At 31.5% G+C, this 14,299-nt stretch carries 14 protein-coding genes and 1 riboswitch; of the genes, 3 read left to right on the top strand and 11 right to left on the bottom strand.

From position 1 onward, the window contains the following. Positions 1 to 9: 9 nt before the first annotated feature. Together cobT and KPL44_RS00230 are read right to left on the bottom strand one after the other, a co-directional pair. Positions 10 to 1,098, bottom strand: coding sequence for a nicotinate-nucleotide--dimethylbenzimidazole phosphoribosyltransferase (gene cobT, locus KPL44_RS00225; RefSeq protein WP_216246351.1), 1,089 nt, complete (start codon positions 1,096 to 1,098; stop codon positions 10 to 12). 233 nt (positions 1,099 to 1,331) lie between these two features. Beyond that, entirely contained in the window at positions 1,332 to 1,592 is a 261-nt protein-coding gene (locus tag KPL44_RS00230) for a DUF3892 domain-containing protein (protein WP_071615060.1), read from the bottom strand. A 295-nt stretch (positions 1,593 to 1,887) separates the two neighbouring features. Between KPL44_RS00230 and KPL44_RS00235 the strand changes: the two genes are divergently transcribed. Genes KPL44_RS00235 through KPL44_RS00245 form a run of 3 tightly spaced genes read left to right on the top strand, consistent with a single transcriptional unit; the run spans position 1,888 to position 4,188 of the window. Next, positions 1,888 to 2,547, top strand: coding sequence for a metal ABC transporter ATP-binding protein (locus KPL44_RS00235; protein WP_216246354.1), 660 nt, complete (start codon positions 1,888 to 1,890; stop codon positions 2,545 to 2,547). Positions 2,548 to 2,556: 9 nt separating this feature from the next. Further along, on the top strand, positions 2,557 to 3,354 hold the full coding sequence (locus tag KPL44_RS00240; RefSeq protein ID WP_216246356.1) for a metal ABC transporter permease: 798 nt from the start codon (positions 2,557 to 2,559) through the stop codon (positions 3,352 to 3,354). A 54-nt stretch (positions 3,355 to 3,408) separates the two neighbouring features. Beyond that, on the top strand, positions 3,409 to 4,188 hold the full coding sequence (locus KPL44_RS00245; RefSeq protein WP_216246357.1) for a nitroreductase family protein: 780 nt from the start codon (positions 3,409 to 3,411) through the stop codon (positions 4,186 to 4,188). Positions 4,189 to 4,213: 25 nt separating this feature from the next. Here the strand turns inward: KPL44_RS00245 and KPL44_RS00250 are convergent, their stop codons facing one another. The 9 genes from KPL44_RS00250 to glgD all read right to left on the bottom strand — a co-directional run bounded on the left by KPL44_RS00250 (position 4,214) and on the right by glgD (position 14,294). Then, a complete protein-coding gene (locus KPL44_RS00250) occupies positions 4,214 to 4,660 on the bottom strand; it encodes an HNH endonuclease (protein WP_216246366.1) in 447 nt (148 codons plus the stop codon). A gap of 99 nt (positions 4,661 to 4,759) precedes the next feature. After that, positions 4,760 to 5,932 (bottom strand): 30S ribosomal protein S1, encoded by a 1,173-nt coding sequence (rpsA, locus tag KPL44_RS00255; protein ID WP_253201564.1) that lies wholly within the window; start codon positions 5,930 to 5,932, stop codon positions 4,760 to 4,762. Positions 5,933 to 6,092: 160 nt separating this feature from the next. Next, the gene (cbiG, locus tag KPL44_RS00260) at positions 6,093 to 7,109 is read right to left on the bottom strand and encodes a cobalt-precorrin 5A hydrolase (protein ID WP_253201565.1); all 1,017 of its coding nucleotides are present in this window, start codon (positions 7,107 to 7,109) and stop codon (positions 6,093 to 6,095) included. A 352-nt stretch (positions 7,110 to 7,461) separates the two neighbouring features. Next, positions 7,462 to 8,400 carry an ABC transporter permease gene (locus KPL44_RS00265; RefSeq protein ID WP_216246368.1) on the bottom strand — a complete coding sequence of 313 codons (939 nt, stop codon included), beginning with the start codon at positions 8,398 to 8,400 and terminating at the stop codon, positions 7,462 to 7,464. Next, complete coding sequence (locus KPL44_RS00270) at positions 8,393 to 9,472, bottom strand: ABC transporter permease (RefSeq protein WP_216246370.1); 1,080 nt, start codon at positions 9,470 to 9,472, stop codon at positions 8,393 to 8,395. Before KPL44_RS00270 ends, KPL44_RS00265 begins: the two co-directional genes overlap by 8 nt. Then, positions 9,473 to 10,993 carry an ABC transporter ATP-binding protein gene (locus tag KPL44_RS00275; RefSeq protein WP_216246372.1) on the bottom strand — a complete coding sequence of 507 codons (1,521 nt, stop codon included), beginning with the start codon at positions 10,991 to 10,993 and terminating at the stop codon, positions 9,473 to 9,475. It abuts the gene before it with no gap. A gap of 124 nt (positions 10,994 to 11,117) precedes the next feature. Beyond that, a complete protein-coding gene (locus KPL44_RS00280) occupies positions 11,118 to 12,224 on the bottom strand; it encodes a BMP family ABC transporter substrate-binding protein (RefSeq protein WP_216246373.1) in 1,107 nt (368 codons plus the stop codon). A gap of 54 nt (positions 12,225 to 12,278) precedes the next feature. Continuing rightward, positions 12,279 to 12,854 carry a xanthine phosphoribosyltransferase gene (locus KPL44_RS00285; protein ID WP_216246375.1) on the bottom strand — a complete coding sequence of 192 codons (576 nt, stop codon included), beginning with the start codon at positions 12,852 to 12,854 and terminating at the stop codon, positions 12,279 to 12,281. 142 nt (positions 12,855 to 12,996) lie between these two features. After that, a riboswitch (purine riboswitch) is annotated at positions 12,997 to 13,098 on the bottom strand. Positions 13,099 to 13,175: 77 nt separating this feature from the next. Next, a complete protein-coding gene (glgD, locus tag KPL44_RS00290) occupies positions 13,176 to 14,294 on the bottom strand; it encodes a glucose-1-phosphate adenylyltransferase subunit GlgD (protein ID WP_216246377.1) in 1,119 nt (372 codons plus the stop codon). Between the last annotated feature and the right edge of the window lie 5 nt (positions 14,295 to 14,299).

The following is a 14,299-nucleotide window of genomic DNA, read 5'->3' on the forward strand; positions in this document are numbered from 1 at the left end:
CATCACACCCTACGATATTTCTACGGGGTTCTCCCTTATATCTATATACTTTTTACTATCAAGCTTCGCATCTTCGAACGTCCCCATATTATCCATTGTGTACAAAGCCGCCTCAATAATATTAAAAGCCAGAGGACACCCTGAGCCCTCTCCTAGTCTCATGTTCAAATTTAGCATAGGTTTTAATCCAATTTCTTTCATTATAAAAGCCGCTCCAGGTTCCGCAGACAAGTGCGATGCAAAAATATACCCTATTACTAAAGGGTTTAATTTATAAGCACAAAGCGCCGCCGCTGATGCTATAAACCCATCAATAACAATAGGCACCCTATTTTTAGCAGCAGCTAAGAAGCAACCACATAATCCTGCAATATCAAATCCCCCAACTTTTGAAATAACATCTATAACATCATTTCTATCTGGATTATTTACTTCAATAGATCTTTTAATAACCCTTTTTTTATTAATGAATTGCTCCTCTGTTATTCCTGACCCTTTACCTACTGACTCTTCAACTTCAAGTCCAGAGAAAACACTTAAGATTGCTGCACTTGTTGCAGTATTCCCTACACCCATTTCTCCAGTTCCAAACAAATCGTAACCATCGAGAATTAAATTATCAACTGTTTCAATCCCAACTTCTATAGCCTTAATTGTCTGCTCCCTAGTCATTGCAGGACCCTTCATCATATTCATAGTACCATATGCTATTTTTTTATTTATAACTTTAGGATTGTTTAAATCAGCATCAATGCCCACATCTACGACAGTAATATCACTTCCAGAAAATTTTGATAACACATAAACGCCGGTTATCTTTTTAGTGAAATTATTAGTTACTGTAGCAGTTACACTTTTAGGGCAGTTAGATACATCTTCTTCCACAACTCCATTATCACTGCACATTATAACGACATTCTTTTTATTAATTTTATTATGTATGTTTCCAGTAATTCCTGCCATCTTAGCTATGATATTTTCCAATTCACCAAGACTTCCTATAGGTTTTGATAAACTATCCAGTCTATCCCAAGCCTTTTTCATTGCTTCCTTATTTAGCGGTTCTATAAATTGTAATGTTTCTTTTAGAAGTCCCATTTGTTTATCCCCCTGCTCATCTAAGTTTATTACACTAATAGTATTCCAAAGGAAAAACTTTTTCAAGCAAAATAACTAATTAACATCAAGAATGTTCATTAGTTGTTAACCGTCCCTCACTTTAAACACCCAAACAACATTCATTAGTTGTTAACCGTCCCCCACTTATTCTTCTTTAAGCCAAAAGAACAGGCACACCAAAATGTACCTGCTCCTTCTCATTATTATTTTTCCTAGTATATATCATTATCATCTATAATTGGTAAACTTTCTAAGTTATTTGCTTTATTTTGATCAGGTAGACTTCTTAAGAATTCTTCACCTTTTTTAGAAGTTGAGACAGAAACTCCACTTATATTCCCTTGCTTAGCAAGTGAGACGGCTTGTTCTTTAGAAATTATTTCTCCATTTTCAAGTTCATATGCTGTTATTTCTCCTTGATTGTCTTTCGCCACTTTACTAATTACATGAGTTGAGCCTTCGCTTTTATTCATAATAACACTACCTTTCCTATTATATTAAATGCATAACAAAACGCATTTTTATTGATAGATAGATACTAAAGCAATATTAGCTATTATATAAAATAAAGTATCTTCATATACAGTTTTACCAATTATATAAATTTTATGATATGTATTATTTAATTTTTTTGGCAATAATATGGAGAGAGTTCTTGCAAGTTATTCGCATTTGGGTGTATAATATCTGTTGCTACTATTATTTTAATCATATAATTATTGCATAATTGTATGGTTAATTTTGTTATAACTAATAAGGAGGAAATTGATGATTAACATAAAGAATTTATGTTTTACATATACAAATTCAAAGCCATACATACTAGATAACGTCAATCTTAAAATCGAAAAAGGCAGCTACGTTTCAATTTTAGGTGAAAATGGTAGTGCTAAAAGTACCTTACTTAAATTAATATTAAATTTATTAAAACCTAATAGTGGTCAGATCATTATAGATACATCAAGAATAGCATACGTTGCACAAAAAGTTGAAAATTTTAATGCTCAGTTCCCTATAACTGTTTATGAAATGCTAAATTGTCATAGGAAGGTATTAAAACTTAAAGATAAAAGCTTAATTTCAAAAAGTCTTAAAGCAGTAGGGATGGAGGATCATACCCATACTCTTATTGGAAATCTCTCCGGAGGTCAGCAACAAAAAATTTTTATAGCTAGGAGTTTAATTGGAAATCCCGAGCTATTGATTTTAGATGAACCTTCTACTGGAATAGACATGCAAAGCATGGAAGATATATATGGAATTATTAAGGGTTTAAATGTCAACCTAGGAATCACAGTTGTCTCTGTAGAACATAATTTAAAAGCTGCATTAGATAACTCAACAGATATTTTCGAAATGAGTAACAGAAATGGAATACTTTATACTATTAATGATTATAAATATAAAATAACCCAGGAAAGGGGCTAACTTTACTTTATGTTTGAATATGGTTTTATGCAAAATGCTTTAATTGCCTCAGTTCTAATTTCTATACTTTTTCCAATTGTAGGTGTTTTTCTTGTGCTAAAAAGGTATTCCATGATGGGAGATACAATGGCACATGCCTCCTTGGCCGGTGTTGCTATAGGCCTTGTTTTTGGTTTCAATCCTATACTTGGCGCTTTTGCTTTCACAGCCCTATGTGGTTTATCTATTGAATTTTTAAGAGATTATTACAAAAAATACGCAGAATTAATTCTAGCAATTATACTTACCTTTAGTGTAGGTATTGCAATAACCTTAATAAGTACAGGTAAAGCAGGTGCTAATGTTAATTCTTATCTATTCGGAAGCCTATTAACTGTTACACAAACTGACTTGTACATAATGCTTGTACTTAGCATTGTTTCAATAATAACATTGTTTTCATTATACAATCAATTACTATATATTACTTTCGATGAAGAAGGAGCTAAGGTTTCTGGCGCAAAAGTTAAAGTAATTAACTACATCTTCGCTCTACTTGTGGGTGCCACTATTTCAGTATCATTAAGAATACTTGGAATCCTTGTCATGTCATCCATGATAGCCCTACCTGTAGCAACAGCATTGCAGCTAAATAAAGGTTTTAAGAAAACTTTGTTTTGCTCTATAATGTTTGGCTTCATTGACATAATTTTAGGGCTTGTTATATCTTACTACGTGAATTGTGCCCCAGGAGGCAGTATTGCTTTGACTTCTGTTTTTGTATTAATTATTGTAATCAGTAGTAAAAAATTATTATCAAGGGGTTAGATGCTTGAAATACTACTGATAATATAAGCTAAAATCACACTGGAGGTATTTATTATGTTGCAGGCTATAAAACTAAGAAAGTCCATAAGAAATTATAAAGATTCAGTTGTATCCCCCCAGCATATACAAAATATCAAAACTATTATAAATGAAGCTAAGCCTTTATTTGACAATATACCAATGGAAGTATTATTGATTGAAGATGGTACAAAAATTACGGATACATTTAAGGGGCTTATTTCTAAATATACAAAAGTAAAGGCTCCTCACTATTTAGCCTTTACTTCTGAAATCCAGGAAGGTCATTTAGAGAACATAGGCTTCATTGGCGAAGAAATAGTTCTTAAGCTAACCGGACTCGGAATTGGGACATGTTGGTTAGGTAGTGCTATTAAGCAGGATCTATTCAAAACACTATTTACTGTACGCGAAAAACAAAGTTATATAATTCTAGTTGCTTTCGGTTATCCTGTTAAACCATTAGAACAAGTTGTTACAAGGAAAAGGTTCGATAAAAGCAAACTAATTACTAGTACTTTTGACCCTAAATATGAACCTATAATACAATCACTTATTGATGCTCCCTCATCAATTAACTCTCAACCTTGGAAATTGGCAATTAACAATAATAAATTTGACCTACTTTTAGAAAATAGAAATATTTTAAGTAAAAAGATTCTTAAAGACACAAATCACATCGATATGGGCATAGGGCTTAGTCATTTATATAATTCAGCAATTGAACTTGACTACAAAGTGGACCTTAAAAAGGCTTCTCATAAAGATATAGGAAGTTCTCTTTACATTATAAGTGCTATCTTAAATAAGGATTAAAAAAAAACTATGAAAGCGACTTATGCTATTCATAGTTTTTTTTAATAATTTTTAAAATTTCTTGTAAAAGCATATTCTCATCATATTTTTGACCACCCATTAGCCTAAAAATAATATCATCTCTTTTATATCCTACATTATTTTGATTAACAATAATAACAGCTTTTCTAACCCCTTTGATCTTGAGTTTATAATCCTTAAAGAGTCTTTTTATCATTCCCTTGTTTATTTTAAGCAAGACTTCTAATTCTTCAATTGAATAAATTTCTTTTACTAAAATATTTTCAAGTTTTCTCTGCATATCAATTTTGTATTCTAAATCTAATCGCCTATTCTTATGAGGACCTGTTTTCCCCCTATGATGCAATGTACAAAGATATCTAAAGTTAAGTGGAAATTCAATGCCACCTTGGCTTTTATAAACTATATGATGTTTATCCGCTGGATTTCCACAGACTTCACACGTAAGCAATATATTACCCCCTTAAAGTATTAAAAGACAAAACAATTATTAGTTGTTTTGTCTCATAATATTTACTTTAATTTAGATCTTTATGATATGGAATTTTTACTAGAATTTATAGTTTTTAAGTTTATCTCCTAATATATCTCCTAGAGTTAATCCACTTTCTTCTTCTTGCTTATAATCTGAAAAATCTTCATTTCCTCTTGCTGCTTCTCTAATGCTTAGGCTTATTCTTCTATCTTTTTCGTTTATTTCACCGATTTTAACTTTTACAACTTCTCCAACTTTTAATACGTCAGAAACTTTTGCAATACGTTCTTCTGATATTTCTGATAAATGAACTAGTCCTTCAACTCCTGATTCAAGTTGTACAAAAGCACCGAAATCCATTAATTTAACAACAGTTCCTTCAACTATAGCACCAGGCTTGTAGTTGCTTGTTATGTTGTTCCATGGGTTTCCTTGTTCACTCTTAAGTCCTAGAGATATTCTTCCTTTTTCTTTATCAAAATCTAAAACTGTAACTTCTACTTCTTCGCCAACAGATACTACTTCTGATGGTTCTTGAACTCTTTTCCATGATAATTGTGAAACGTGAATAAGACCATCAATACCACCTAAATCTACAAATGCACCAAATTTAGCAAGTCTAGTTACAACGCCTTTTCTCTTTTCACCTTTTTTAAGTTCATTCCAAATTTGATCTCTTTTAACTGCATTTTCTTCTTTTTCAATTACTCTTCTAGATAGAACAATATTTTTATTTTCTTTATCAAGTTCTATTATTTTAACTACTAAAGTTTTACCTTTATAGTCTTCTAAGTTTTCTATATATGAATCTGATATTTGTGATGCTGGTATAAATGCTCTAACTCCTTCTATGTAAGCTGTAGCTCCACCTTTTACTATATCACTAACTGTTACTTCTAAAGTTTTGTTTGCATCTAAAATTTCTTGGAATTCATCCCATATTTTAAGACCATCTGCTCTTTTCTTAGATAAAAGCACATTTCCTTCTCCGTTATTAACTTTCATTATATATACAGAGATTTGATCTCCAACTTTTACAACATCTGCAATATTTGCTTCTTTATCGTTTGATAATTCTTCTTTTGTTATAACACCATCAGTCATATAACCAATGTTTACTAGTACTTCTTCTTCACTTACAGAAAGTACAGTTCCAAGTACAACGTCTCCACTATTAATAACCATAGTTTCTGCAGTATTTTCCATAGCATCTTTCATTGTAACTTCTTCCTTAATATCTGTTGTCATATAAATACACTCCTCTAATTTCATAATTGTTGTTAAATCTATTCTTAAATTATTTATAGTCTACTATTATATATTCTATAAATATTCATTGAAATCCTTCTTATTTTTAATAACTCACTAGATTACTCAGCATTTATCTAAAAACACCTTCTCTATTATATCATACTTCCCCTATGCATAAGGTCATACCATCTAATTTCATCTTAATTGTCATAATTTTCGCCCCACTAAGTTCAACACAAGGCTCACAAACAGCTCTAACTCCAATAGTTTTCTCAACAAAATCACTTCCGCTGAATTTATGTTGTACCTTCTTTATATCTTCTGTCGTAAATATTTTAAGCTGACATTTAAAATAATCTGCTAATGCCTTTATTGCTAATTCATCTTTTTTAACATTAACTGTTGCTATAGACTTTATAGCCCTAACATCTATATTGTACTGCTTAAGCACCCTTATTACTGTCTGATTCATTTTATTTTGCGAAAAGTTTTTTCTACATCCTATTCCAAGTACGATATTTTGTCTTATTAATTTAAGCGTTGGTACATTATATTCCCCTAACTTAGAATTAATAATATCGTTACTAGAAATATACAGCAATCCAGAAATATTCTCTAAACTACTACTATATCCAGCTGGTGTTTGTATTATTCCTTTTTCATCAAAAAATCCAATTTTTTTTCCTTCTACTAAAAGTGCCGCTATGTCTTTTGCTTTTTTCAAATCTTCAATAACAAATCCATTATCTTTTGCTATCATATCCGGGGCATAAAGGCCTAAATTATCCGTTGCTGTAGTTATTATAGGTTTTGCATCTAAAAGTTTACTTACCTTTAATGCAAGTTCATTCGCGCCTCCTAAATGACCACTTAAAAGACTTATAACATAATTACAAGAATTATCTATAACTAATACTGCCGGATCCAGATTTTTACTTTTTATGTATGGTGCTATTGATCTAACTGCAATACCTGTAGAACTTATAAAAATTATACCTCTATAGTTCTCCATTACTTTTTTACTAACCTTTGCAAAATCAAAATTGCTATGTTTTTTCTTTGAATATAAATCAATATTAAGACTTGAGGCTAAAATTTCCGCTATTTGATCTCCCTTTTGGGTAAACGTAACAACTGCATATTTCATTTTGTCACCATTCCTACTATACATCATACTATAGTTGCACACAAATTACAAAGCAATTGCTAAAACAAATGAATAAATCAAAAAAAGCGAAAAAAGTTGGGACGGTTAACATTAATCATCTAAACATCAATTAGTTTTTAACCGTCCCTCAACATTAATCATTAAAACATCAATTAATTGTTAACCGTCCCCCAACATTAATCACTAAAACATCAATTAGTTGTTAACCGTCCCTCAACATTAATCATCAAAACTTCAATTAGTTGTTAACCGTCCCTCAACATTAATCATTAAAACATCAATTAGTTGTTAACCGTCCCCCGGTTAACCCCCAAAATCGCCCAGCTTGTCCCACCCTAAATCTCCCCCTCTAATCAGATCACCTTTCTTCTCTAAAATAAGGAACTGAGAGTCCAGCTGGTGGTGAGTTTTTACCCGATTTCCTCATTGATACTATTACCAGAATAACTATTGTAACTACATAAGGTAACAAATCAATAAGATATTGCGATATCTCAAAACCCGGTAACCCCTGAAGTCTAAATCCTAATATATCAAGCCCACCGAAAAGGTATGCTCCAATTATTGCTTTTTGAGGTTTCCATGTTGCAAAAATTACAAGGGCAACAGCAATCCATCCTCTACCTGCTGTTACATTTTCCTGCCAAGCTGGTACATAAACAAGGGATAAATATGCTCCACCAAGGCCACAAAGAGCTCCTCCGATTAATGTGTTAACATATTTATAAAGACTAACATTTATACTAGCTGCATCGGCTGCTGCTGGATTTTCTCCAACTGCCATTGTGTTTAGTCCCATAGCTGTTTTATATAAATATATAAATAAAAGGATAGTCATAATATATCCAAAATATACAAACACATCATGATTAAAAAATATATCTCCTATAAAAGGTATGTTTCCTATTATTGGGATTCTTATAGGTACAAAGAAATTTTTAATTGTATTTGGTGTAACTTGCCCTATCAAATTTTTACCTACCATGCTTGAAAAACCTGTTCCAAATATAGTTAGTGTAAGACCACATACAACTTGATTCGCCCTGAGTGATATGGTTAAAAACGCATAAATAAGAGCACCAAAACCACCTGCAATTGCTGCAGCTACCATTGCTATTATTGGATTACCTGTACTTACTCCTGCCATAAACCCAATAACAGATCCCATAAGCATCATGCCTTCTACCCCTAAATTAAGGTTACCTACTTTTTCAGTTAATAATTCTCCGAGCGTTGCAAAAAGTAGAGGAGTACCAGCTACTACTGCAGCGGCTAAAAATGTTGTTATACTATTCATTTTTATTTACCCCCTTTAGTTTTCCCTTAGTTTTAAAATTTATTTTATACTTAGTAAAGAATTCACTACCTAATACAAAGAATAAAATTATTGCTTGTATTAATTGTGCGGCAGCTTCTGGTATTCCAAACGCTGTTTGAATAAATGATGCACCTTGAACAAGTGCCGCAAATAGTATAGATACTATTACTATAATAGGTGCAGAAAGTGATGATAACCATGCTATAATTATAGCTGTAAATCCTACTCCACCCGCAACATCCGCAGAAAGCGTTCTGCTAACAGCTGAAACTTGAATTACGCCTGCAATTCCACATAAGGCACCACTTAAAAATATTGCTATAAACATAGTTTTTCGAATTTTTATACCTGCGTATATAGCTGTTTTTTCACTTTCTCCAAGGACCGAAATTTCATAACCCTTCTTAGTATATTTGATAAAAATATATACTAGAATTGTTAATATAATTGCGATTATCCATCCCATATTTATACCAAAAACATCTGGAAGTGTTGCATTTGCAGCAAAACTAGGTATTTTCGGGAAGCCCATTGCGTTTTTATCTCTCCAAGGTCCATATTGAAGATAAGTTATAAACTTTATTGCAATATAATTTAACATTAAGGTTACAATAGTCTCATTAGTATTCCATTTACCCTTAAGTAATGCTGCAATTAATGCCCATAATCCCCCACCGAGTATTCCAGCGCAAAACATTATTAAAAGCAATTGAACCTTAGGCATACTCGGAAATTTCAAAGCAAAATAAGTAGCAGCAAATGCTCCCATAAGTATTTGTCCTTCTCCTCCAATATTCCAAAATTGCATTCTAAATGCTATAGCTATTCCAAGAGAACTTATAATAAGTGGTATAGCCTTAATAAATGTTTGCTGGATGCTATAAGTTGAACCAAAACTACCCTGAACAATAGCTGCGTACACATCTATTGGATTAAGGTTAATGATTATCAAAAACATAGCAAGTACTACAAGTGATATGAGTATTGCAATACACCTAATTTTAAAATTATCTGTTTTGCTGATTTTAGACCTTTTAACAATCTGAATCATCTATACCACCTCCGTATCATCAGTATTTCCAACCATCATCATACCGATTTTTTCTCTAGAAGACTCTTTTGCATCAACTATTCCAGTAATCTTGCCATCACAAATCACCATAATCCTATCACATAAATGAATTAATACGTCGAGGTCCTCTCCTATGAATAAAACTGCAGTTCCTTTTTTCTTTTCCTCACTTATAAGGTCATATATCGTATAACATGTATTAATATCAAGTCCACGAACGGCATATGCCATAATAAGTATTTTAGGATGCATGCTTAATTCTCTTCCAACTAATATCTTTTGAATATTACCACCTGATAAATATTTTATAGGATGATATATATCCGGCGTTTTAATCTCAAATTTTTTCACCATTTCTTTTGCTTTTTTAATGACTGGCTTTCTATCTATGAATATTCCTTTTTGAGTGTGGTAATCCTTAAGCAAAAGATTATCCACCATACCCATAGACGCAACAAGTCCCATTCCTAATCTATCTTCTGGTATAAAACTCATACTTATACCTTTATTAATAATATCTCTTGGAGATTTCCCTACAAGGTCTTCCCCCTCTAAAACTATTTTGCCACTCGCTACCTTCTCAATACCTGCAATAGCTTCACATAATTCTCTTTGTCCACTACCCGCAATTCCAGCAATACCAAGAATTTCGCCTTTTCTAAGACTGAAACTAATGTTTTTAAGAATCTCTGCTTTTTCAGCATTTACAACTACTAAATCAGATACCTCAAGCATTACCTCACCAGCCTCTTTATCTACCTTTTTTATAGATAAATCTGCTTTGCGGCCCATCATTAGCTCTGTTAATTCCTTAGGATTGGTTTCTTCTTTTTTAAGCGTCTTTACAGCTTCACCTTTTCTTAATACAGTAATCTTATCGCAAATCTCCATTACTTCATTCATTTTATGACTTATGAATATAATTGCTTTGCCTTTCTCTTTCATACTTCTCATTATTTTAAATAATTTTTCTGTCTCACTTTCTGTAAACACAGTAGTAGGTTCATCTAATACTAAAATATCAGCACCCCTATAAAGCACTTTAAGTATTTCAAGATTTTGCCTCTCACCTACTGGCATCTCTGAAACATATTTATTTAAATCCATTTCCAAATGAAATTTTTCGCATATATCATTAATCTTTTTAATTTCCATCTTATTATTAAAGAAAATCCCACTTGTTTGACCAAGTAATATGTTTTGTTTTGCAGTCATTTCCTCAACTAATTTAAAATGTTGATAAATCATTCCTACACCAGCTTTAATTGCATCCTTTGGACTATTAAAGTTAGTATTTTTTCCATGAATAAAAATAGAACCGCTATCAGGAGTATAAACTCCTGATAACATGTTCATAAGGGTACTTTTACCTGCCCCATTTTCACCTAGTAGTGCATGGATTTCTCCGCCATGCAAAGTTAAATTCATATTATTATTAGCTATTACTTTCCCGAAGGTTTTACTAATATTTTCTATAGATACATAAGGGATTTTATCCATATTTACCTCCTACTTTCTAGCGTATTTATTAGATCATATTGCCCACAAATTTAATAAATATAGCAACCATAATATCATGTTTGCTATATTTATCAACTTTAAAAGACAATTTTATATTATTTTTTTATTTTGCTATTTTTCCTTCTACACCTTTAACAAACCAATTAAATGATAATAGTTCCTTATCTGTCATAACTATACCTTTTGCAACTTTAACAGCTCCACTTTGATCTATTATTGGTCCTACAAATACTTTATTTTTACCTGATAGAATATCAGCTTTTGATTTAGCAACAGCTTCTGCTGCTCCTGCTGGTGCATTTTTTGTAAGTGGTGCAAGACTAACTACTCCAGACTCTAGACCTTTCCAGTAACTTCCTGATTTCCAAGTCCCAGCTTTAATAGCTTTTATTTGCTCAACATAATAAGGCGTCCAATTCCAAACTGGAGCTGTCATATATGCTTTAGGTGCTTTAGCACTCATGTCTGTATTGTATCCAATAGCAGATATTCCTGCCTCTTCTGCTGCTTGAAGTGGGCCTGCAGTATCTTGATGTTGAGTAATAACATCCACACCTTCTGCAATTAATGCTTTCCCTGCTTCTTTTTCTTTAGCGGGGTCATACCAAGTATTAGTCCATTTTACTTTTACTATAGCTTTAGGATTAACAGATTGTACTCCTAAAGTAAATGCATTAATTCCTCTTACTACTTCTGGTATTGAGTATGCAGCTACATATCCTATTTTATTAGTTTTAGTCTTCATGCCTGCAACTATACCTGAAAGATATCTTGCTTGATATATACGGCCAAAATATGTAGACATATTTGTCGATGTTGTGTACCCAGATGCATGAAGATATTTAACATCAGGATGTTTTTTAGCTGATGCAGCCATTCCATCCATAAAACCAAAACTTGTTCCTACAATAACAGTTGCTCCTTTATTAATCATTTCCTCGCATGTTTGTTCTACATCCGCTACATTCTCTTTTACAGATTCCTTATATAAAGTCTTTACACCTAACTGCTTTTCAAGCCCTTTTCTTCCCATATCATGAGAATAAGTATAACCTCCGTCACCTACAGGTCCTACATATATAAATCCTACTGTCATGTCCTTTTCTTTCGTAGCTGTTGTATCATTTTTTTTCGCACTGCCACATCCTACAAGTGCTAAAGATGTGAGTAATGTAAATGCTAATAATAAACTTCCTAATTTTTTCTTCATTATTAATGCCCCCTTTAATTCTTTTACGTCAAACAACTATTATTTAAAATTTTTTTATTTGTTAAAAACTACCTTGTTATCTTTTAAAGATTTTATTATTGCTAGTGACTCTACTTTAATGCCCTCCTTTTCTATGCATTTCCTACCATTTTGGAATGCTTTTTCAATCACAATTCCCACTCCAACAATACTAGCCTCAGCATCACGTGCGATTTTTATAAGACCAAGTGCCGCATTTCCATTTGCTAAAAAGTCATCAATTATTAGGATTTTGTCCCCTTTATTTATATATTTTTTACTAGTCCTAACTTTATAATTTTTGTTTTTTGTAAAAGAAAATACATCAGCCTCATATGCATTATTATCCATTGTTGTGGAATCGTGTTTTTTTGCAAACACTACAGGTACGTTATTAAAGTATTGTGCCACAATACATGCTATTCCTATACCTGATGCTTCAACTGTTAATATTTTTGTTATTTCATCCTTTGCAAATCTTTTTTTAAACTCTTGTCCTATTTCATTTAACAGTTTTATATCAATTTGATGATTTAAAAAACTATCAACCTTTAAAATCTCACTACCTATTACTGCTGCTTCACTTAATATCTTATTCTTTAGTGCTTCCATACATTTTCTCCTTCGTCAATAAATTTTTGCGCATATTATGTAATATAAAACAATAACCCCTTAGATAACGCGTTAATACGTTAACTAAGGGGTTTATAATAAAATCTTCAATAAAAATAATTCATACTAAAATTATTATTACTTTATTTATCAAAACACCCATAGTCAAGTCTTTTAAGGTTACTTGGTAGAAACGCTTAGACCATATTTCTAAGCTTATATGAGTTTGCGAATATAATTTTTTTTTATCATTTCATTGTTCGTGTTTATACTTGTTATTACAATATTACAACATTTATTTTATTAAATCAATATCTATTTTTAAAATTGATATGGTTCGACTTTTTTCTCTATTACTACAGGGAAGTCAACTGAACCATTAAGCACTGTATTCTCACACATAATTACATTTCTATCCACAATTACATTAGTGAGCTTACACCCCTTTTTAATTTCACAGTTTTCAAATATTATACAATTCTTAATTTCTACTTCCTCATGTATGGTCACCCTTCTTGAAATTATACTATTTTCTATTTTACCCTTCAAAATACATCCATTTGAAATTAAAGCATTATTTACTTTTGCTCCATTAAAATATTTAGTAGGAGCCGCATTTTTACTCTTTGTATAAATTAACCCATTGCTAAAAAATAATTCTTTGGTTACCTTAGTATTTAACATATCCATACTAGCAGTATAATAATTTTTCAAAGAATCTATACGCTTAATATATCCTTTAAATTCAAATGCATTTACGTTGAGTTTCAAAATATGTTCATAGATAACTGCTTTTATTGAATTATGATATCCTGTTTCTTTACTTTTTTTCACAATATCTATAAGAGTGCTTTTTTTCATTATAAACATTTCCATTGATATATTTATCTTATCAGATGACCCTATGTTTTTCCCAACACTTAAGATTTTATTTTCTTCATTAATATATAATGTACTACAACTTAAATAATCACTCTTCCCACTATTTGTTTTTTTATATAATACTGTTACATCACTACCCGATTGCTCATGATAAATAGCCGCTTCATTGTAATCCATATTACATAACATGTATGAAGAAGATATTATTACGTATTCCTGCTTTGATTTATAAATATATTCCATATTATCATTTAATACATCTATATCCCTTAACTCCGATCTTTCTGATGTAAGATTAAATACATATAGTCCATTTAGTTTTCTATCTAAATCCCAAGGTTTCCCTGAACCTAGATGATCAACTAGTGACCTAGATTTTGTATTAGTAAATAGACCTACATTATGAATACCCGAATTAACCATATTTGAAAGTACAAAATCAATAATTCTGTATCTTCCACCTATAGGAATAGCTGCTATCGGTCTTGATTTTGTAAGGCTTTTAATATTATCTTCTCTCTCGTTTAGCATTAGTATTCCCATATAATTCTCAAGCATTTTAT

The organism is Clostridium sp. DSM 17811 (assembly GCF_018861905.1).
GTDB lineage: Bacteria > Bacillota > Clostridia > Clostridiales > Clostridiaceae > Clostridium_AD > Clostridium_AD frigoriphilum.